At 39.8% G+C, this 21,720-nt stretch carries 21 protein-coding genes; 16 read left to right on the top strand and 5 right to left on the bottom strand.

The genetic code is table 11. The annotated features are described in order from the left end of the window. The first annotated feature begins 298 nt into the window (after positions 1–298). Positions 299–625 (top strand): hypothetical protein, encoded by a 327-nt coding sequence (locus tag BHE18_RS18305; RefSeq protein WP_071619941.1) that lies wholly within the window; start codon positions 299–301, stop codon positions 623–625. A gap of 489 nt (positions 626–1,114) precedes the next feature. Here BHE18_RS18305 and BHE18_RS18300 read toward each other — a convergent pair whose 3' ends face one another. Both BHE18_RS18300 and BHE18_RS18295 read right to left on the bottom strand, forming a co-directional pair. After that, positions 1,115–2,200, bottom strand: coding sequence for a hypothetical protein (locus tag BHE18_RS18300; protein ID WP_071619940.1), 1,086 nt, complete (start codon positions 2,198–2,200; stop codon positions 1,115–1,117). Positions 2,201–2,781: 581 nt separating this feature from the next. After that, positions 2,782–3,144 (bottom strand): DUF948 domain-containing protein, encoded by a 363-nt coding sequence (locus BHE18_RS18295; RefSeq protein ID WP_071619939.1) that lies wholly within the window; start codon positions 3,142–3,144, stop codon positions 2,782–2,784. A gap of 183 nt (positions 3,145–3,327) precedes the next feature. Between BHE18_RS18295 and BHE18_RS18290 the strand changes: the two genes are divergently transcribed. After that, a complete protein-coding gene (locus BHE18_RS18290; RefSeq protein WP_071619938.1) occupies positions 3,328–4,881 on the top strand; it encodes a phosphodiester glycosidase family protein in 1,554 nt (517 codons plus the stop codon). 291 nt (positions 4,882–5,172) lie between these two features. On the opposite strand, the gene BHE18_RS18285 is transcribed toward BHE18_RS18290, so the two are convergent. Next, positions 5,173–5,985 (bottom strand): hypothetical protein, encoded by an 813-nt coding sequence (locus BHE18_RS18285; protein ID WP_071619937.1) that lies wholly within the window; start codon positions 5,983–5,985, stop codon positions 5,173–5,175. A gap of 439 nt (positions 5,986–6,424) precedes the next feature. Here BHE18_RS18285 and BHE18_RS18280 point away from each other — a divergent pair, with 439 nt between their 5' ends. After that, positions 6,425–6,751 carry a DUF2750 domain-containing protein gene (locus BHE18_RS18280; RefSeq protein WP_235860371.1) on the top strand — a complete coding sequence of 109 codons (327 nt, stop codon included), beginning with the start codon at positions 6,425–6,427 and terminating at the stop codon, positions 6,749–6,751. A gap of 222 nt (positions 6,752–6,973) precedes the next feature. Here BHE18_RS18280 and BHE18_RS18275 read toward each other — a convergent pair whose 3' ends face one another. Together BHE18_RS18275 and BHE18_RS18270 are read right to left on the bottom strand one after the other, a co-directional pair. Then, a complete protein-coding gene (locus tag BHE18_RS18275) occupies positions 6,974–9,076 on the bottom strand; it encodes a GDYXXLXY domain-containing protein (protein ID WP_071619936.1) in 2,103 nt (700 codons plus the stop codon). Between the two features lie 152 nt (positions 9,077–9,228). Next, the gene (locus BHE18_RS18270) at positions 9,229–10,059 is read right to left on the bottom strand and encodes a nuclease-related domain-containing protein (protein WP_071619935.1); all 831 of its coding nucleotides are present in this window, start codon (positions 10,057–10,059) and stop codon (positions 9,229–9,231) included. Between the two features lie 490 nt (positions 10,060–10,549). On the opposite strand from BHE18_RS18270, the gene BHE18_RS18265 reads away from it, so the two are divergent. Genes BHE18_RS18265 through BHE18_RS18205 form a run of 13 tightly spaced genes read left to right on the top strand, consistent with a single transcriptional unit; the run spans position 10,550 to position 21,720 of the window. Beyond that, entirely contained in the window at positions 10,550–11,470 is a 921-nt protein-coding gene (locus tag BHE18_RS18265; RefSeq protein WP_071619934.1) for a 3-oxoacyl-[acyl-carrier-protein] synthase III C-terminal domain-containing protein, read from the top strand. A gap of 57 nt (positions 11,471–11,527) precedes the next feature. Then, positions 11,528–12,865 carry an ATP-grasp domain-containing protein gene (locus BHE18_RS18260; RefSeq protein WP_171910746.1) on the top strand — a complete coding sequence of 446 codons (1,338 nt, stop codon included), beginning with the start codon at positions 11,528–11,530 and terminating at the stop codon, positions 12,863–12,865. After that, on the top strand, positions 12,862–14,154 hold the full coding sequence (locus BHE18_RS18255; RefSeq protein WP_071619932.1) for a type III PLP-dependent enzyme: 1,293 nt from the start codon (positions 12,862–12,864) through the stop codon (positions 14,152–14,154). The genes BHE18_RS18260 and BHE18_RS18255 overlap by 4 nt, the downstream gene beginning before the upstream one ends. 5 nt (positions 14,155–14,159) lie before the next feature. Further along, entirely contained in the window at positions 14,160–14,423 is a 264-nt protein-coding gene (locus tag BHE18_RS18250; protein WP_071619931.1) for an acyl carrier protein, read from the top strand. Beyond that, a complete protein-coding gene (locus BHE18_RS18245) occupies positions 14,420–15,265 on the top strand; it encodes a hypothetical protein (RefSeq protein WP_071619930.1) in 846 nt (281 codons plus the stop codon). Before BHE18_RS18250 ends, BHE18_RS18245 begins: the two co-directional genes overlap by 4 nt. Beyond that, the gene (locus BHE18_RS18240; protein ID WP_071619929.1) at positions 15,246–16,181 is read left to right on the top strand and encodes a 3-oxoacyl-[acyl-carrier-protein] synthase III C-terminal domain-containing protein; all 936 of its coding nucleotides are present in this window, start codon (positions 15,246–15,248) and stop codon (positions 16,179–16,181) included. The genes BHE18_RS18245 and BHE18_RS18240 overlap by 20 nt, the downstream gene beginning before the upstream one ends. 10 nt (positions 16,182–16,191) lie before the next feature. Next, positions 16,192–16,869: a hypothetical protein gene (locus BHE18_RS18235; protein WP_071619928.1), complete on the top strand. Its 678-nt coding sequence runs from the start codon at positions 16,192–16,194 to the stop codon at positions 16,867–16,869. Continuing rightward, positions 16,866–18,020 (top strand): acyl-CoA dehydrogenase family protein, encoded by a 1,155-nt coding sequence (locus BHE18_RS18230; protein ID WP_071619927.1) that lies wholly within the window; start codon positions 16,866–16,868, stop codon positions 18,018–18,020. Before BHE18_RS18235 ends, BHE18_RS18230 begins: the two co-directional genes overlap by 4 nt. Then, on the top strand, positions 18,010–18,873 hold the full coding sequence (locus BHE18_RS18225; RefSeq protein WP_071619926.1) for a hypothetical protein: 864 nt from the start codon (positions 18,010–18,012) through the stop codon (positions 18,871–18,873). The genes BHE18_RS18230 and BHE18_RS18225 overlap by 11 nt, the downstream gene beginning before the upstream one ends. Continuing rightward, positions 18,874–20,247 (top strand): MATE family efflux transporter, encoded by a 1,374-nt coding sequence (locus BHE18_RS18220; RefSeq protein ID WP_071619925.1) that lies wholly within the window; start codon positions 18,874–18,876, stop codon positions 20,245–20,247. Then, the gene (locus BHE18_RS18215; protein ID WP_071619924.1) at positions 20,237–20,788 is read left to right on the top strand and encodes a hypothetical protein; all 552 of its coding nucleotides are present in this window, start codon (positions 20,237–20,239) and stop codon (positions 20,786–20,788) included. The genes BHE18_RS18220 and BHE18_RS18215 overlap by 11 nt, the downstream gene beginning before the upstream one ends. Beyond that, complete coding sequence (locus tag BHE18_RS18210) at positions 20,772–21,272, top strand: GNAT family protein (protein ID WP_071619923.1); 501 nt, start codon at positions 20,772–20,774, stop codon at positions 21,270–21,272. Before BHE18_RS18215 ends, BHE18_RS18210 begins: the two co-directional genes overlap by 17 nt. Further along, positions 21,253–21,720 carry a hypothetical protein gene (locus BHE18_RS18205; protein ID WP_071619922.1) on the top strand — a complete coding sequence of 156 codons (468 nt, stop codon included), beginning with the start codon at positions 21,253–21,255 and terminating at the stop codon, positions 21,718–21,720. Before BHE18_RS18210 ends, BHE18_RS18205 begins: the two co-directional genes overlap by 20 nt.

Raw genomic sequence — 21,720 nt, 5'->3', positions numbered from 1 at the left:
GGTTTGTGTTTGGTCGCACTAATTATACCATTAGGGGGCTTTTTGATTTTGAAAAACCGAAGGTTCTTAAAAATAATTCACATGACAGTTAAAAATCAGACTTTTTCATCGGTCTCGAACCGTCCCCATGCTTCCTGCCCCTTGGTTTTCTGGTTTTCGAGAGAGAGCCACTTCAGTTAGGATTGGAGCTTAATTGCTTAAATAGTGATAGTAAATACTCAATTACTCTTGATCTTATTTTTCTGAGTTCTACATATGTTAAAATTAAGGTAGTTTTCAAAAAAAAGGGGGGGAACATTTGAGAATAAAAATTATCGGAATAATATCATTGATAATTATAATAATCCTATCCACTTTATTGGTAATCAACCAGTTTTCATCAACAACTTCAAGAGTAGAAGTTATAAATAAAGATAATAAAGGCAGCGAGATGTGGATTATTGTAGATAACTCGTCTACGTCAGAAACAGTAGAAAATACCAAAGTACATATTTATGATTCATCCATATGGAATTTAATTGATTATGACAATAAATATATTCTTACATATTCAGAGAACTCTTTCAGCAAAAAAAAGAAATTAAAGTGGATAGGGAAGTCAGAAGACAGAAATGTAGAATATTAGTGTGAATTAAATTAAATCTAAACAAAAGAAAGAGGTTGGGACATAAGTGATATAGCCTAAGGAAAACCCGAATGAATTTGCTTTCTATCTGGCAAATTCATTCGGGTTTTTAGTTTACATGTTGAGTTAGATAATAGTGCTTTCCAGCGGTTGATTGGAGTGCAAGACGAAGACTCCTGCGGGAAGAGCAGCTTATGTGAGACTTGTCCAGCTCCAGGGCTTAGAGGCACATGTCATAAGCCAAACCGAACATGAAGGCAAAGACCGCCTTCCCGTCCGGTTCGTCTTATGCCACAGGCCTCTGAGCAAAGCCCCTCCGCTTTTCTTCCCGCAGGCTTGCCGAGGAGGCTCACGGGCTACCCGCGGAAAGCGTAGTCTTGCACGGAAATCATTAGCGGTGTTTAAAGCCTACTATATAATGTTCGTCTTTAGACGGTGTTAGCAGGGTTTTGTCCCAGCCTCTTTAGTTCTTTAGATTGGAGTTTTTCATTAAACATCCCAAGGGTTTACATTTCCATAATCATATCCGTACTCTATAAAAAAGTCATCTCCCCAATTTGCACCTTCAAAGCTGATACTTCCAGGTCCAATGGAAATGCCAATCCCTGTTACTGTAAGGTAAGCGTGTCTATACTTTGTTAAGATGTATGCGCCTTCCCCAATTTTACTAGTACTGACTTTAACACTTCTCATCATAGAAACTGAATGTTGCTGGTAATCACCTAATTTAAATTTGACTCCATGCCCATATACACCAAAAGAGTCTGCATCTGGCTCTAATTTTTTTACATCTTCAAGGGATTGTCCATCAGGCGTAGCAGATCTTTGAATATATTGTGCAAAGAAAGTATTTTCTATAGGGACCGCACCCTCGTCAAACGCCGTTACTAACGCGTCAGTTTTTGTATTAAATGGCTTGTTGATCCACGTAAGGTAACTTGAATATTTATATTCCATGCTAGCTGCACCATAAGGTCCTTGATAAATAACTTGTGTGTCTAGAATCATATCGCCGTCTACTACAGTATCAGCTGGAGGTAGAACTCCATACTGATCTTCAATTGAAGAAGTAGCGAAAAATTGATTTTTATTTTCTTCAGGGATAATTTCACTATTACTTTCATCTGAAATCTCTTCTTTTTTTACAATTTCCAGTTTGTTATTGTTACCTGGTAATTCTAAAATAGACATCGATTTCCCTGTTTGTTCATTATACCTTTTTATATCCTTTATTTTTTGTTTCTTTATTTTCTCAATGTTACCTTCTGTATAGGGAATTTTTTTCCCACTTAAGCTGTTATAAACTTTAGTAGCTTTTTTAATTGAAGGAGAGAAAGCTTTACCACCTTTTTTAACAATCTCCCTTTTCTGCTCTAGTGACATTTTATTAACTGTTCCAGGTATAATACCCATTTTTAATAAAGAATTATCAAGTTGTTCTGTACTTAATGAGTCGGAATTATCGTTGGGAGCAATAATACCTTCCTTATCACTTTCAAATTTTGCCGAGCTTTCTTCTGCTGAAACAATAGTAGTTTGAGATAATACAACTACTGAAAAAAGAATTGAATACATAACTTTTTTATATGTATCATATTTCCACCTCCGGAATTAATTTAACATGTTTGTAAAATAAATGTAATGAAATGTCATGAAAACGGTATTAATATCACCGGTTTTCTCTGTGGATAAATATTTATTGTACGATAAAATGTAATAATTGTGGGTATTTATTGCTACTTTCAGTCATGTGTACTTGATGAATGAAATGGAAAACTAAAAGTTTCATAAAATATAACGCTACCTTGGAAGCAAGGGACGGTTTTCGTGCTTCCTTTTTCATAAATATGGAAAAATATCAAAGTCACTATCAAAACTTTTTAATTGATAACAGACAATGAAATGTACTACCATTGACATTCAATTTACCACCTAACGCCAACAAATGTACCAGTAAATGACAAGTTGTTTACCGTTTGTGTTATGGGTAAACCGCAGACGGTTCCAACTCTACTTTCCCATATGTCTAATTAAAGTAGAACCATCCCAATTATGTGTGCAAGTAGGGAGAACTAGTCGTAATCAAGCGTAGACATATAATTCGCGTGAGACCCCAACCAAATAAAAAGAGGCCGGATCGCCCGGCCTCTTTTTGCTTACTTCAATTTAATTTGGACAGGCTTGCTTTCATGCGCATGAATGGTTTTGGGTGGGGTCTTTTGCAAAGCGGTTCTCTTTACCGAACTGGTAACATTGTGTATGATTTCCCCCACATCATGAGCGGACTCAACCAAAGGGTCGACGGCTTTCATTTTTCCTTTTACATCATCAGAAATTTGGTTGGCTGTATGAATCAGTTCTTCTGCTTCTTCTGTAATGCCATTCACAGCTGTCCGGGTGTCAGACAGCGTCTTGTTCGTTTCAGCAAGTGTTGTCATTACTTTTCTTAATGTCATAATCAAATAGATGACGAGAATGGTAAACGCGACGGCTGCAATAACAGCACTCCACTCAAGCATTTAGACCAGCTCCCTTCTTTTCTATAAGTCTATGAGAGTGGGAGCTCAGACATTCCTGTGGGTACTCTTTGTCTAATCTTGATGGTTCTTATTTCCTTTTTTTGCCTTTTGTATAGGATTATCCTCTTCTGATATAGAAGTAATATTCGAATATTACTATTTTATAGAAAAGGAGTAGATGGAATGAGCAAAAAAAGGGTAGCCGGCACTTCTTTGAAGAGTATCCCGTTAAGTTTATTGTTGTTGATTGGCGGCTTTTCTGGAAATACTGCTTCAGCCTATATGGAAATGGGTGTGGAAACTCCAAGAATGGAGGAAAGTTATGAACTGGAGGAAATGGCTCCAGGAGTCACCTACACACATATGGAGCGTGGTGACTCATCTAAACAAGATGTATATACGGTTCAGATTGCATTGATGGAAACGAAGGAACAAAGCAGGGATTTAGTAAAGAGCTTGAAATCCGACGGCTATAAGGCCTACGTCACTCAGATCAAAGACAACAAATACAACGATATTGAAACACATCGGATCGCTTACCTGGTGCGCGTGGGCCAATATAAGGAAGAGGAAAAAGCCAGAGAGCTGGAAGTTCAATTAGAGAATGATGGTTATTCTTCAGCGAATACAATTTTTACTGCATTTGATGGTACCAGGACAACTGGCCCCTGGTCCATCCATGTAATTGAGGTGGATCCGGATACCTTCCAAGGAGAGGTCACTTCCTCCCTCGCCCAGGGAGTGATAAAAGGAAAAGAAAAAGTAACAGAAATTTCCGAACGTACCGGAGCATTAGCTGCTGTCAACGGAGGATACTTTGTGATGGGACCAAGCGATGGGACTACGGGGGACCTTGCCGGCATATCGATGGTCGAAGGAGAATTAGTGAGTGAATCGGTCAGCGACCGGACCAGCTTAATTTTTCCGGAATCTGGACCGGCTGATATTGCGGAAGTTGCAACTGAATTAAAGGCTGAATCATCCGATGGGGCTGCTGCCATCCTGGATGGAATGAATCGGAAGCCCGGGTTGATCCGCAGCTGCGGCGGTACTGGTGGAGATGAACCGACGGAAGAACCTATGCATGACGTCACTTGCACCGACGACAGCGAATTGATTGTATACAAGCCGGTGTTCGGTGGAGAAACACCGGCTGGTGAGGGTTTAGAGGTCGTTTTGAACGCAGATGGTCAAGTGGTTGAGATGAGAGAGCGCGGTGGAGTGATCCCCGGGAACGGCGCAGTTATCGCTGCTACAGGTACGAAAGTTGCATGGTTGGAAGCTCATGCTCAGCCGGGGATGACCGTTAATGTGGATGAAGGATTAATCATTGACGGTGAGCAGGCTGCTGCTGATGGAATGAAAAGTGTGGTGAATGGCGGTCCTCGTCTGATAGAAAACGGGGAAATCAGTATCCATTCTGCAGATGAAGGATTCTACTGGAGTACAGATTTCTTATACAACTTCGCATTCAAGCGCCACCCCAGAACACTGGCCGGCATCAAAGAAAACGGCAACCTGTTATTTGTAACGGTCGATGGACGTGCCGATAACAGTATCGGTATGAATTTCCTGGAAAGTGCAAAGCTGATGAAAAGTTTAGGGGCTGTTGAAGCCATGAACCTTGATGGCGGAGGCTCTACTACCATGGCAGTTGGCGGTGAACTGGTCACCCAGCCGTCTGATGCTTCCGGCGAAAGGCCAGTCGGAGACGCCATCGTCATCTTGCCCGAATAATCATTTTGTGGCACCCCATGTCCTCCAAATATTGGAGAACCTGGGGTGCTGCCTTTTTTACCCGGGAGTCCTGCAACACTTCTTAAAGAAACAAAAAAACATCTAAAATCCCGATCTAAAAGCTTTTCAGGAACGTCCCAAAAACAATCCATTCACAACTATTCCGCAACGGCGGCCGGTTATTGTTTGGGGATTTTATGCTGCAGTTGTTTATGGAGGGAAAGCCGAGGGGACAGGAGCTGCGGTTTTAAAGACCGCGGTTCCTGTCCCCTTAGTTTTTCCCCTTGGTTTTTATTCAGAAATAAAACCCTGTGAGATTTTTAAGTACTGCCCATCGTTGACAGTCAGTTGATATCTGCCATTAAATATCTCGTTGTCTACTATATCATTGTTTCCAACAGGTCCGCTCATGATCGCAACATAGCCTTCTCCGTAACTTTCAATGACATACTGTCCTGCAGGTATGTCAACTCCGACTTTGTACCAGGCGGAATCTTTATAGTCATCTTCAACTTGATTCATAATTTGATATATTTCTTTTGCACTTTTTACTCCCAGCGTTTCATAAGCGGAAGGATTTATTAAAACGCCGCCATTTTCAATATTGCCAATACCATGAACATATACATATCCAAAACTATTAAAATTTTCGTTATCAACGATGTTTCCGGAGCTATCCTTCTCAGCATAATATTGACTGCTGCCCTCAAAAGGAATAAACGCATATTCACCCTCAGGAATATCCCCTTTTATGTATGAACCTGCATCAAAAGCTTGTTCTGTACTTATTAACTCCTGTATTTTCCCTGTCATTTCCATTTGTGGAGTCATCTTAACTTCTTCTTCGGCTTTTGTCTCCGCTTTCACTTCAGTATCTACTTCCTTCTTTTCCTCTAAAGAAGTATCATCGTTCGGTTTAGTGCTAACTGTTTCACTGGAAGAGGCAGGAGCATTACTAATCCCTACAATAAATAAAACAAAAGCTAACCCTGAGAAAAGAAAGTTCCTTTTCGCTGTGCCTTTTTTCTTAACTAACGATACAATAGCTATAACCAAGAATACTGGAACAGCTAATAAACTTATGAATGCAATTAAATCCCACATATCTTAACCCCCGATTTGAATTTTGACAAATTAACCATAATTTTTGCCCCGGTAAAAATATTACCATAATTTTATAATGTTGTAAGTACTATTTTACTATAAAGTTTACCGGTTACAGGTACATTTGATTTAGGGATCACTGCACCTTTCCTCTTGGAACGCGCTGCCTTAACAAGCGGATCAAAACCCTTTAATCTATACAGTCATAATATATTACACAATAGTATATGCATTTATAATTGTTATTACATATGAACTATTTCTTAACTACTGATATATATGGAAAAAGGAATGCCTCATGAAATGAAAAGATAGGTTTAGAGAAGGTATACAACAATGGATAGGGCTAATCTCGAATGACGATAGCTTTAAGCAAATTGAGAAAGATTTAAGGCATAGATGGCTGTGGTAAGAAGGGAAAACAGAGGAGGTAATGTTATTGAATATCAAAGAGATTGAAGTAGTTAGTAATCTCCCTGCTTCAAAAAGGTATGAATACTTTATAAAGAAAGTAACGGACTTTGAGGAAGTGTGGGGATTGTACTATGATGGATGGGCAATATTGGAAGATGATAATGGAAATACTCTAATGCCCTTTTGGCCGAAAAAAGAATTTGCAAATTTATGTGCAGTTGATGAGTGGAATGATTATAAAGCAGAACAGATAGAGCTTGAGGACTTTATGCAGGTATCCTGGTATGAAGATAGATGGCATCAAACCTTCAATATTTTGGAACAATGCAGACTCTGCATTGTTAGATATTGATAAATTAATTGTAGATTTAGAAGATGAGTTAAGAAAATATTAATTTATAGGGAAGCAAGGGGATGGATGGTTCTCTTGCTTTCTTTTTATAAACATGGAACTAGGCCAGCTAACATCCCGCTTTTTATTATAAGGAGGGGGCAGCAGAACCGTTCATACGATTTCGGCTGTTACTGACTCCTTGGTTTTTCCTTTGGTTTAGCGGGACAAGGGACCTGTCCCCTAGTCCCGCAACTCCACCAACATCCCATCCCCCTTATCACTCACCTTAACCACAGCAATCTTCACCTTCCCTTCCACATCCAACCCGGTTCCTTCAGGTATGAAGAAGTGTTCAATTCCGTAAGTGACCTGGGTGGTGTGGTCCCAAGAGCCTGTGACCTTGCCGTTCAGGAGGACGTCGCCGTGTTTCTTTTCGTAAGGGGTGTTCCATTTTCCGTCCAGGCTATACACACCTGTATATTCGTGGATGCCTTGTGCATTTTTTCGCAGCACGATGGTGATGGGCCCGTTGTCGTCGATGGAGGTCCGTTCGAGCTGGGAAATGGTGTAATTCAATTGCACATAGTCCCCCTGGAGGAGGGATCTCGGGTCGACAGGCTGAAGCTCCAATAGGATCGTTTGCCCGTTTTGTAAAAGGGTTTCGTTTGAATAGACCCCATAACCGATCCATCCTCCTTGAAGGAAGATGATGAGGAGGATTCCGAGCTTTTTACCGGAAAGCATCGAACGGGATTGCAGATCGTGGCCGGCCTTTCTGTCCAGGTATGCAGCCGTCATCATGAAGAGGACACCTAATATGGCTAAGAGCAGGGATTTATGGACGAGCTTCCAGGCAAGATCGTAATACAGCTGGATGATGAGCATGAACCAGAAGACAAGGGATGCAGCCCAATAGAAGGTAAGGTCGCGTTTTTTATAGAAATAGATGCAGCCCGTTGCGGTCAGAAAGAACAGAGCGGTGTAGGCCGTATGAAGCGCCAGGGAGAGATCGATGACCGTTAATGAGAAAAAGGCAAGGAACCCAATGAGAAACGCTCCATACTGGATGACGTGTCTATTAAATGTTGCAAGGAACACGGCACTATTCAAGAGCAGCATCACCGCCAGGAGGGGATGGGCGCCTAGTTCAAGCATTTGGGCGAAGAAGATTCCCAGGTTCAATTGAAATAAAAAGTACAAAACAACTTTCGCAGCGGGCCTTTTTTCAAGATAAAACACAAAGGCGAGAACGAAGAACATCGCATATGAAAAGTTATCAAAGGTGCTTGCCGTCATACCGATGACGATGCCGGTCATGGTGAGTGAATATTTTACAGGGGCAGGCCAGCTGGTCAGCGCGCTTGGAATGACGAGCAGAATTGTTGCGAATAGGAATAATCCGACCATTGAGACGTCCACCATGAGTAAAGAAAGCAGACCGAAGACTGATGCCACGATGAAAACAGAGGCGATGGTCGTGACGCTGGCAACGAAGATCGTCTTTGTCCAATGCCGGGAGGAGGGATGCTTCCGTAAATAGTTCACGAGGAAAACACTTCCCGCCAATAACAGGATCGCGGCGAATAAGAGGCCGACAAAGAAGAGGCTGGACACATACCGTGCCATCAGCTCGAACATTTTACTAATGATAAAGGCCGTGCCGAACATCGAAAGGATGATGAAGATGGCCGTTTCTTTATGAATGTACCGGTACACCCCGACTCCCAGGATGACGATATAAAAGAGGGAGAAGAAAACGGGATACCCGTCATTGAATGCCGTAATCATAAAGAGGAGATTGGCAGAGACGAGACTGAGATAAAAAAGCGGCTTTGAAGAGATCCACCCTTTTTTAATGATCAGAAACAAGAGAGTGTTCATGATTCCGACTCCGAACGCGATCCAAGTATGGGCGGGTGTCCAGTGCCCGAATGGGGACGAAGGGAACAGATAAAAGTAGATTTTCAGATGGATGAGGATATGGGTCAACGCGTAAAAACCGCTGTACCTCGTGTACAAGCTGAACAGGAGGGCGGGAATCGACCAGACAAGAAACAATAAATAACTGTCCGCGTGGGAATTGTACAGCTGCCCAAGAAGAGCGACGGACAAGCCAAACGAAATCACCCCGCTGACCAGCAGCCAGTTTGAAAGGAAATGCGCCCCCTTCAACACACGGTCCAACAGAAAAGCCGCCCCGTAGAACAACACAATCAAACCTCCCGCCAAAGCCACCTTCTCAAGCCGGGAAAACACCTGCCAATTAGAAGCGAAAAAATAAAGTGCACTTGCCAAAAGAAACACAACCCCGAACAAATACGTCAAAGAAATCACTTTCTTCATATCGTTCACCCCTTTTTCAGATGATTACTTTACTATATGAGCGAGTATGGGAATCTAGGCATGAGGGACGGGTACCGTGTCTTTTGGGACAAGGGGACAGGTCCCTTGTCCCTTTTCCAGAGTTAAAGTGAATCTATGGGACAAGCCCCCCTCTACCTAGTCTTCTGATGCTCATAACAATATATTTTTCCTCCGAACCGCCTTTGTGACAGACAATACGCCTTTACTTTTGACGAAACGGGTTTTCTGCACGTCACACAGGCAGCAGAGGAGTTGGTATCCCCTTTCGTTAGTTCAGGCGTGCTTAGTTTGAGCTTATGTTCCTCTCTAATCATTGAATCAGTTATATTCGCTCGATTAAAACAATGGTGAATAGTGGTAAGGTCAGTTTTGCTTAGTAGAGGTTCTTTGTGCTGAAGTTTCAAGATGGAAATCTTTCTGTGAATGAACTCAGACAATTCGATATCATAGACAATCAATTCATTGGATGAAATTTTACGATACTCCAGGCCAACTTTAAAAGTGCATCTCTTTGTGAAGGAAACCATTGAGATGAATAAGGGGTGGTATTTTTCATCAATTAGTTTTTTCAATGCGGCAATATGCCCGTAATTTTGAACAAATGGATTCATCATTTTAAATTTTCCATTGACCAGCCACGTTTTCCGGTCTTTTCCGCCATATATTGTACCCTGATAATTTTTCGTTTCAATGGTAAAGATGCCGTAGGGAGTCAAGACTACATGATCAATTTGGGAATATCCTGACTTCGACTTCGCGTTTTTTACAAGAAGGTCGTTCAAGTAACGCCAGTCCTTAGGCAGCTGATCAAGCTGGATGTCTATCTTATATTCTCCAAGCTCCCCTTTTCTGGCTGCGATTTCTTCTGAAGTCTTCTTTATAGACTTAGCGGTAGGTTTTCTTGTTTGTATAGGTTTGACGTTTTCTTTTTTCTTCTTTAAGAAATGCAGGAATAGTAACATCACGTTCTCCTTTGCAATGCAGGTGTTTATTTTTACTATCGGAATATGAGCATAAAGGTATAGGTGGATTGGGACGGGGGGACAGGTCCCTCGTCCCGCGAGTTAGAGTAGCGCAATTATATTATTGGGACAGCGGGCGATCAAGCGGCTGGAGAAGAGTGAATCATGGGGACGCTTCTTACTAGCATAAATTGACTATAAGTTCCATTGTAAAAGTAGATCTTTATATTGAGAAAATTGGATGCTTATCGGGGCGTTAGTTGACTGAAATTTCGCTTTTTTCTCAATACAAAAAGGGTGGTCTGGCTGTTAAAGTGAATATAGACAAAGAAACAGGAGGTGAATAACATGACAAAAGTAGTTCGCGAAGCCAAAGCAGTGGATAAGACATTAGCTAAAGCAGTATAATGAACGATTTTACTTAACGCAAGACTTATGAGGCCCTTATGATAGGGCCTTATGAGATTTTATTATTCAAAGGTGGATCTTTATGTTAGGTATTGAGGGTATTGAAACATACTTACCCGATAATGAAGTATATATTTCGAACTTATCTGAACGTTTGAATTTAAATAGATTCCAATTAACATTATTGACTCGATTTCATGGTCTTGAAAAGGTGAGGTACAAACCGGACCAAAGCCTTGAAGAAATGTTGATAAATCCAATCGAAAAGATGCTTAGTAAAGTAGAAAGAAAAGATATCAAATATATTATATATGCCCACACCATAACAACCGTTGCACCTTATCCAATCAATATCCTTGAAAATATTAAAAAAACCCTCGGATTAGAGAATGCAACGTCATTTTCTATCACTCATCATCATTGTTCTTCAGCTATCACCGCAATAGAAGTGGCTAAACACCTGATTGGTGACAGCCGGGATAAAGTCCTGCTGCTAACTGGTGAGAAGCCATTCACACCCAAAGCCCAACTAATCCCTAATACCACAGTTATGGGAGAGGGCTCGGCATGCTGCCTGATTTCTGCAAACAGTAAAGGAAACCAGCTGCTTTCGACAAATCGGATGATTCTTGGTGCTTATCACTCGGGGGTTAATCTTAATGACAAGCAGCTAAAACAGTTTGAGAAAGAATACACAGATACACTTGTCAAGACAATCGAGGGAGCTATATCAAAAGCAAACCTTGGAATGGGAGACATCAATCATATTATACCGCATAACGTAAATCGGTCTTCATGGTTAAAGGTTATTGACGCACTTCCACTAAAAAAAGAAATATACTTCCTGGACAATATTTCTGAAATCGGCCATTGCTATTGCTCGGACCCTTTTCTTAACCTTCATACAATGCTGGAGAGAGGGAGCATCCGTAAAGGTGAATATTATGTATTCGTTACAGTGGGTCTTGGAGCCACTTTTTCAGCAGCAGTATTTCAACATTAAGGAGAGATTGTCGTGTATTTGACTAAAACAACATTCGACAGGAAATTAAAAAAATTCTTGGTTAATGATGAACAAGCAACATTCATATACATAAATAATTTTGAAGTCGAAGAGAAGTGGCAGCATAAAGAGCTGGTATCTTTACCGAATATTTCATTGGGTAACTCATCATCCATTGTAAACAGGATGGAAGAGTTAGGAATATTTCTGGCTGCCGAACAGGATTATGTAATTTTGAAGGACTTTGTAGATCCCCATTATAAAACGTATCTGAATGAACAGGGTTTCCGGCTGCCAAACCTTCTATATGTAGAAGAAAATGATCCATCCCTGACGATTACAGAGAACATATTGAAATGCCCGAAAACGATTGAAAGACTTAAGTCTTTTGGTAAAGACAACGTTTATTTAATGCCTTTTGGTACTTCACAGTTAGAAGAACGCCTGTCGGAACTGACAGGTATTCCTCTTGCGACACCTTCAGCAGAAATATCCGCCGATGTAAACAGTAAAATTTTCAGCCGGATGATTAATGAAAGATCGAATTTAGAGCAAATACCAGGGGCCTCATGTAACTCAATCCAGGAGTTGGAGGATTCATTTTCATTATTGAAACATGTATTGGATAACGGAGGGAAATTGGTCATAAAAGAAGCGATGGGTGTATCCGGGAAAGGGATTGTAGTAATTGATTCAGAAAAAAAATTCTACCAGTACTTAAAGCTTCTTAAGAAGTCATCCCAACGAAATGGATCAACAAAATTATCCATGGTGATAGAAAAATGGATTGATAAGGCCTGCGATATTAATTATCAATTCATCGTTTCCAAAGAGGGTTATGTGGATTTTAATTTTGCAAAAGAATCAATTGTTGAAAACGGTGTTCATCAAGGACATATTATCCCTTCCAGACTTGATGCCAAACAATTGGAGCTGCTAAAGAAAGCCGCTGTTAAGATTGGCGGGCTCTTACATGAAGCCGGATATTTTGGAGTGGCAGGTGTGGATGCGATTCTATCCAGTGATGGAAAGATATATCCGAATCTGGAGATAAACGCAAGATTTAATATGAGTACATATCAAACACTTATTCAGGAAGTATGCGTTTCCGATAAGGATGCGGCAATCGCAAAAAAGATTAATATTTCCACTTATAATCAACTTAACTTCGAAGATATTCTTTTCGCTGCCGGTGATCTTCTATATAGCAAAGAGTCGAAGAAAGGTTTATTGGTAACGAATTTCGCCACGGTCAATGCGACGAGAAAAGACATGAATCAACATAACGATGGGCGTCTCTACTTTATGATAATTGAAACCAATATTGAACGATTACAATTTATTGAAGACGAATTCAAGAACAGGCTATCAACTATTACAGGGGTGTCAATATGATATTAGATCAACATATTAACTTTGAACAAATTGCACAAAAGTATGGAACGCCACTCTACCTGTACTCAGGTGAGGTATTGGAAGAGAATTATGATGAATTAAGAAACAAACTGCATCCCTCTCTTGAATTGTTTTTTTCTTTAAAATCAAACCCTAATATATCCATTTATTCCTTCTTGAAAAATTTAGGTGCCAGGGCAGAAGTATCATCACTGGCAGAGCTATCGACAGTCTTAAAATGTAATACGAACCCAGAGGACATCATTTTCCTGGGTCCGGGCAAAAAACGTGAAGAAATTGAAAGGTGTATAAATGAAGGTATTTATGCAATCGTTTGTGAGTCATTCCAAGAACTCGAGCTGATAAACACGATTGCGGGTGAACTTAACAAAAAGGTGAATATTGCACTTAGAATCAATCCTTCATTCACAGTCAAAGGCTCCAAACTCACAATGGGTGGTAAATCAACGCAATTTGGCATTGACGATGAGATTCTGATGAATAAATCTGAAGCTTACTTTAGTCAGTTTACACACGTAACAATCATCGGCTTTCATACTTATATGGGAACCAGGATATTAGATGAGAATGTCGTATTTGAAAACACCAGAAAAATCCTGAGTAATGTGGAAGAATTGTCCCGGAAATTAAACATCGAGCTGAAAATGGTGGATATCGGTGGAGGCTTGGGTGTGCCATACTTTGATAAAGAAACGGAGATAAATATTGAAAGACTTACAGAAATGATGAATCCACTTATTTCTGATTTCCGGGAGAAACATCCCGCTACCAGGCTGATGATGGAATTAGGCCGATATTTAACTGCCAAATCAGGAATATATATCACCAAAGCATTGTACACAAAACGATCCCGAGATGAAAATTTCATAGTCGCCGACGGGGGAACCAATCATCATATGGCGGCAGTGGGTATTGGTTCTTTTGTCAAAAGGAACTTCCCTATTACATTGCTTACAAATAAAGATGGGAATACCGAACGCATGACTTACAATATTTCCGGCCCGCTTTGTACGCCAAATGACACCGTTGCGAAGAAGTTAGAGCTGCCGCTTGTCAGCCAGGGAGACCTGATCGGGATACTGAACTCTGGGGCATATGGACCTACAGCTTCGCCTACAGGGTTCTTGAGCCACGGTTTTCCGGCGGAAGTCCTGACATATCAAGGGGATCAGTATTTAATACGCCAAAGAGATGACACGGAAGTAATACTGGAAAGACAATGCTTACATGAAGTCAATATGCCGGAACCGGCCGGCGTAAGGAGGTGAACATAATGAACAAAGAAAAAATGATTGAGTTGGTAAAAGTGGCAATTAACGATGTATTAAACGATGAAGACAAAACAATCACGGATAGCACAAAGTTATTCGAAGACCTGGATTTAGATTCAACTTCGATTATTGAATTATTGATGGCGCTTGAGGATAATATTCCCGAATTATCTATCGATCCAGAAGACTTAAGAGCAGAACATTTTGAATCGGTCAATACGTTAGCAGATTATGCCTTGAATCATATGGGAGAGAAAGTATATTGAGCAATCAAATCATATTAGAAGATATCTCTCATATAGAGTTGGGTCAATCAAAACCCTATCGGGAAGATAAAGAATTAATCCGATTCCAAAAAGATCTTCTTAATCAATATAATCTGCCATTTAATGAGAAGGCCCTCTTGAAGGGCCTTCAAAATGATTTCATCGATATCAGTTCCAAATTATTAGATCGATTCACCCTGGAAGAGCTCCATCGTTTCGATTTGATTCTAATTGCGTATGATACGCCGAATATAGATCCTTCCTATTCTTTGATCGGCTATTTAACGGAAAAATATAAGTTGGAAGGCTTATGTTTCGCCATGTCGGACTATGGTTTGGATATTGGCTTTGGTGCATTGAAAGTAGCAGCCAAAATGATGGAAAATGCTGATTTTACTAAAGCACTGTTGATTGTACTGGAACAAAACACCCTGCCTTACCACGAAAGCGGGGATACGCACTATAGTGATGGAGGTATGGCGATTACCCTGTCAAAAAATGAAGCTGAGAAAAATTCTCATATTATAGAGAAAAACCTTTCTTTTCAATTAAGTGAAAACTTCAGTGTTGAAGATATTGAAAAGGCCCTGGGGGCTTTTAAAGACACTGCAGTGATCAGCAATCAGGAATTGCGGGGGGAAGTACGTTGCAGACTGGCTGTTAACGGTTTCAGAACATCAAATGCTTTATATGAGTATTCCAGATTATACTCGAGTGATCGGGATATTCTTCAAAAGAATATTTGGTTGATTCATTATGATCCCCAACTAAATAAAGCAAGTGCGATTAATCTTATGGCAGGAAATGAAAAGAGGTATATTTATGACCATAGGAATCAGTAATCTATCAACCTATTTACCAGAAGATAGAGAATCAGTTGGAGAAATCATAACCAGAGTGGGCGGGCGCGGGTCTGAAACGAAGTTAATGACAAGGATCCTGGGCCTGAACCATGTGCCTATTGTGAAAGATGGACAAAGATTGGAAGAGACACTCTCGATTCCACTGGAAAATCTTCTGGATATGGAATCAGCGGAAAATCTCAAACTTATATTATATGCACATACCATCATCCCTCAGGTTCCTTCTAATTATGAGTTATTACATAAAGTTGCATCGAGGTACCAACTGGAACATATCGATCGTTATGGTATTTCACATCTTAATTGCGCTTCCATTTATAAGGCAATTGAAGTGGCAAAAGATTTTTTATTGAAACAAAGCGAAGAATCAAAAGTCTTAATATTATGTGGAGATCAAACGAACTTTATGCCGCAGGCAAGACACTTAACCAAGTCATCGGTAATCGGTGATGCTGCATCTGCCATGTTCATAAGTAATTATACAGAAAAAAATACGATTCTATCGACTGCCACGCTGGCAGACACAAGGTTTCATAACGGGATCTATTCGGATTCAAGTGAGCTGAAGAACTTCAATAAGTCCTATATGCCAAATCTGAACAAACTGATTGACCATATACTCGATGAAGCAGGTCTGACTTTGAATGATGTAGATTGGGTTGTTCCTCATAATGTAAACAAGACAACGTGGAGAAATTTTTCTGAGGAACGGGATTTTAATTTAGAAAAAATACTGACTGAACAAATAAACGAAATTGGACATACATACTGTACTGATGCACAACTGAATTTCAACTTTGCCCTCCGCAATAACAAGATAGTTCCCGGAGACTTGTGTCTATGGGTTGGAGTGGGGTTAGGTTGTTATTTTGGTGCATGCTTAATAAGGGTGTGAGGGGGATTATATGAGCGTGATGACGGAAGGAAAAGTGAAAACAGATAAAGGTATTATCGAATATTCCCGAAAAAATAGTCTGGCAGACACCATCTCTTACTTAGCTGAAAAAAATGTCTTGGGTAAAGATATCTATTTTTTAAACGGTTATTGCCTGACTACAAAAGAACTCAGTCAGAAAGAACATAATAAGGCAGAACTCGAATCATTGGCACATGTTGATGATACTGGCATTGATTTAATGGATTCAATCGGCATCATGAATCCGGCGCTGGTCATAATGAAATTAAAGGCACAGAAAAATGAAAAGAACGCAGAGTTCGGCCCGACTCAAGAAGAGGTCCTGAATGTCTGGGTGCAGATAAGAATGGGCTTGTCTTTAAAGATATTGGATCAGGCGGTTAACTATTTAAACAATCGATATATAGGGGAAACCGAGCAATTGAAGATGCAGCTGATAAAAAGCGATATTGCACAATTCATTACCGAGTATCACTCACTGCTCCTTGACATAAGTAAACTTAAATTAACACCTCTGCGTCTTATACTTCTTCATGAAAGAATCACTCAATCCAACGAATCATTAATCAAGCTTTGCGGGGGATCCGGTTACATACGTGATGGTGTAATGGATGTTTACTTTAATTCCAGAGTTATTCAACAAATATATGGAGTGATAAATGTATGAATGATCAACAGATTATAAAATTGGAAAGGATCATGGAGGAACAGGCATCCGAATTCCGGAGAAAAGGCTTGGAAGTTGATAGGGGTAAAGAAAAAATAGAAGATTTGTTAGATTTGCAGGGAGTGAAAACCTTATCAAACCTTATGATTCCCGAGGAATATAATAATACGCCGTTAACCATTGATAACGAATACAAAGTCTACGGCATAAAAGTATTGGAAAGGGTGATTGCCCTTGAAAAGCTTGCATATGGGGATGTCGGAGTCTTATTGGGGGCACCGGGACCATCTTTGTCCGGCCAGGTGATTTACGATATGGGTGACGATTTACAGAAAGAAAGATATTACACAGCATTAACCTCATCTCCCAAATGGACTTTTTTTGCTCTTACAGAACCTCAAAAAGGATCGGATGCTTCTGATATAAGCTCAACGCTGCTTAGGGATGGAGCGGGGTACATAATAAATGGAGAGAAGAAATACATTGGTAATGGGGCAAGAGCAGAATTAGGGGTCATTTTTTTGAAGGCTGCCGAAGGTCCATTGGGTTTAAGAAGTGTATTCATTGAGACAAGTAAAAAGGGGTTCTCTGCAGAACCTTTAGAAACATTGGGAGTAAAAGGCGCTGAACTTTCCCACATTAAAATCGATCATGTGGAAATCAGCGATGCAGAACTTCTGGCAAAGCATTTAAAACCGACTAGAAGAGGCTTATGGGGAGCGATCCAAACGTTTAACAAGATGCGTCCGGGAGTAGCGGCCCTGGGATTGGGCATTGCCCAGGCGGCAATGGATTATACAGAGGAGAATAGAAGCAGCTTTACCATTGAGCAAAAGCGGACTCTTGAAAAATTCAAGGAGGAAATCATTTCTGTCAGGCATTTAATCAGGGAAGCTGCCCGGGAAGTAGATAAGGATCCGACGAGCGGTTACAGCAGCTCGATGGCCAAAATAAAAGCTGTCCAACTCGCGGAAAAAATGACGGAATATTCACTTTATCTATTCGGGCCTCACGCTTTGCTGGAGCATCCTTATTTGAATAAGTGGTTCAGGGATGCCAGGGCCTTTGAATTCATGGAGGGTACTTCAAATATACAAAGACTGAACTTATTCCAGAACTTTAACAATGGGAAGATAGCCAGTGTCAGATAAATACTATCCCTCAAATTTGTATATAGATACTCTCAAACAATCCACGAATATATCCACTGATTTACGTCATGATATTGAAATGAACGAAGTGGATCAATTTCTAAAGCCATTATATTTAGTGAATGAATATTACGGGACCAGTTTAACGACAATGAACAGCCTGTCTGAAGATTATTGTACGAGTCTGGAACTGGGATTGAACGTTTCACAGGAATTCCATACAGATTTCGAATATATATTTTATGCACAAAACGAACCAGATTACAGAACGTTGAATTCACCGCTTGCCCCCATTCTGGAACATTCAAATTTTCAATACACCAACTTTTTGGGAATGACACATTTAGATTATGTTTCCGGCTTGGAAGGCCTCAAGTTAATCGATCATCTATTTAAAGGCAATGCCCTGTTTTTGATTACGGAAAGCCCCATAGGGGGTAATAGGAATTCTTTTAACCAAATAATAGGGGGCTCTTCGGTTGGAATAACGTTGAATCGGTCTGAGGGCATAAAAGTGAACTGTATTATGAGTAAGGTTTCACATCATAATGGAAAACATGACCCAGATGCTTTTTATTCGGAAATCAACAGTTTTTATGATGAGTTTTCTGAAGACATCGATTCGGAATATGTACTCATTCAAAGTACTGTACCAACAGGGGGTCTTAGCTTTAAAGAAAAGTTATTTGTGAGAGAAAATGAAAGGGATATTGATTTTTTATCGAATGATAGCTGGATTACATTTACGGAACTATTGGGACGGGGAAGTATCAGCGGCAGCGTTACATTAATTTCTACTGACCACCAGCACCGTGTATGCTTTTGCAATGTTGGTATAGGGGGGGAATCTTAAATGAAAAAGGCATTGGACTTCCAGAACGATAAAATTTTATCATTAATCTTCAAGACCAGTATCCCGCTCATTCTTGCTTCGATGGTAACAATGATTGTACAACTGGCAAACATTTCGTTTATGGGAAATGTCGGGAGCGAGGAAATATACATACGATCTTTATATACTCCGTTTGCATTTTTATCCATTGCATTTACGGAGGCCTTCCAGATCAGCCATCAGGTTTTAATATCCAGGCTTAAAGGAAGTGAGAATTACGAAACGATTAGAAAGGGTATCTTGAACTTCATTTTCATAAGTGTGATTTCTTCCCTTCTATTAGCGGTATTCATTTATGCATTGGCGCCTTTCATTGCTGATTTCTATAAAGTCCCAACTGAAATAACAGGTGATTTCATCAGCTTTTTAAGGGCTATGTTTCTTGTGAATGCACTTGTCATATTGACGATGGTATTGACCTCCGGACTGAGAGGGTATGGAAATGTCAACTTATCTATGGTATTCAATATTGTTTATGCATTACTAAATGTTACTCTCGTTTACGTACTTGCATTCTATTTGAATAAAGGTATTTACTCCATCGTTTATGCCAATTTAATAAGTTCTGTGTTTACGTCTTTAGTTGTCAGCATTGTATTATTCAAGAAGAAAATTCTCCAACTCAATCGTAAATACTTTGCATTTTATAAACAGGCTGTTTTGTTTTTAAGGAATGTCGGCTTGCCGATCTCCATTTCCTACTTGATTATTTTCATAAGCAATTTTTTCTTTAATAAGATTGTTGCTCCATTCGGTGTTGAAGCAGTGTCGGGTTTTGGTGTGGCCTACTACATTCAAACGTTCGTTATTGTACCAGGGATAGCTATTGGCGGAAGCCTCGGGATCATTATGAACAATAATATCGGCGGCGGGGACAGGTATCATCCCCGGGTTTTTGAAGCTTACAAAAAGGGTGTTGCATATACTGCCTTATTTTACTTCGTACTTACAGCGGCCATTTACATCTTCAGTGAAGCGATTATCAATACGATGGTGAAAGATCAGACTGCGTTCAGCTACGCTAATGACTTCATTTCAATTGTCTCGCCTTCATATATAATCATGGGGATTGTACTGATGACTATTACCACCTTGGAACAAATTAATAAAGGGGTCATTGCTTTAGTTCTGAATACTGCGTACTTCGCGATTATCACAACCTTAGGGTGGTATTTAACCAGACTTTTTGATGATTTGAACTACTTTTACTGGACATTTTTTGCGGTCAATTTATTTGGTGTCATATGTGTGATCTACACCTGGAAGGTGCTGGAAAAGGAATATGCATCTGATGCTATCATTGAAAAAGGAGAGGGAAGGATGTATGAAAATTAATTTAATCCCTTACAACGAAAGTAAGAAAGAAGAAGTCTGTAAATTGTACTTTGAAAATGATTTTTATTTTAAGACATTCATGCCCGATTATTTAAGTGAAAGCGAAATTTTATCAAGTGTGAATGACGCAATTTTAATAGAAATCAATGGAGAAGTTGCTGGTCTGGTGGAATGTGGAGAAGTTATGGAAGCAGCAGGCCACTATGGTATCGATTTCCGGGTATCTAAAGAATTCAATATAGAGGAGACGGGTACTATACTTTCTGCCATTATTCAGGCCTATACAGTGAAGGTGAAAGTAAATAAATTGGCTGTTAAGGCCTATGAGAAGGATGAAAAGTATCTCAGCATTTTCAATGAATGCGGGTTTGAAGTCGAGGGCACACTTCCGAATTTAGTTACGATCAATGGTGAGAACAATGGAGAAGTTCGTTTGCATAAAACGTTTAACAGTCACAGGGAAGATAAGAAGAATCAACTGGAGGAAAGTACGATTAATCGCTTCAATTCAAGGGAGGATCAGTATGCTGGCAGGTTATAGGGAAAAGAACAAAGAAGACATTGAGTGGAATTGGATTCCAGAAGAAATTCTTTATCTGAATAATGATGAATTTCCTCAATTGTACTACCCGGCCCCGGATACAGCTCCTGCTGAGAATGATGACAGCCGGATTTTATTAATTGGGTCCCATCATTCCTTTGTTTTATTCAAAAATGTGGATTACATAAATCGCTCTGCATTAGTCCAGGTTTCCATCGCTTCCCCTGAGAAAGTCGACATAGATCAAATGATGGATGAGGCATTGAACTTTGCCTTCAGAACGATACAAATGAATAAAGTTTATGGTTATATCTGTACTAGTAATATCGAAGAAATCAGCATTTTGGAGAATAAAGGATTTGTCTTAGAAGCAGTCATACCCAACCATGTTTATTGGAACGGTCAACTGAGGGACCGGGCAGTTCTTTCTTTATTGCATCGTGACTGGAAGGATGGTAAAGCAAATGAAGACTCTGAAGGTTGATTTATCTGCATCTCAGGAGCTTTTGAATTCACTTTCAAAATTAAACACTACTTTTTTTTCAATTAACCCTTTGTTGGATAACAAATCTTTAATATGTAAGAAGATTAATGAAAATGATATTCAAGTGTATGCTGCATCCGATGAAACAGGGGTGAAGTCATTATTCCTTATCCAGTTTTATCCTTACAATAAAGAGCTGGCATATATCGAGACCTTGTTTATTGACGATTCATCAGAAGGAAAAGAAGAGATGATTAACGATTTTATTTCAACCATGCAATCTATTTTTAATACGAAATGTTTTATTAAAGTGGAAGAGATGAACGATAATCGATTAAGTTCATTTAAAAAGATTGGTTTTTCGATGCTGGGACATTCCAGGGAAAGTATTTTTTGGAATGGAACATATAAAGATCAGGCAATGTACCATTTATCTTTAGAGGAGTGA

This window comes from Rossellomorea aquimaris (assembly GCF_001877785.1).
GTDB lineage: Bacteria > Bacillota > Bacilli > Bacillales > Bacillaceae_B > Rossellomorea > Rossellomorea aquimaris_A.
The sequence above is the reverse complement of the archived record's forward strand: the minus strand, read 5'-3'. Positions and strand labels throughout refer to the sequence as shown.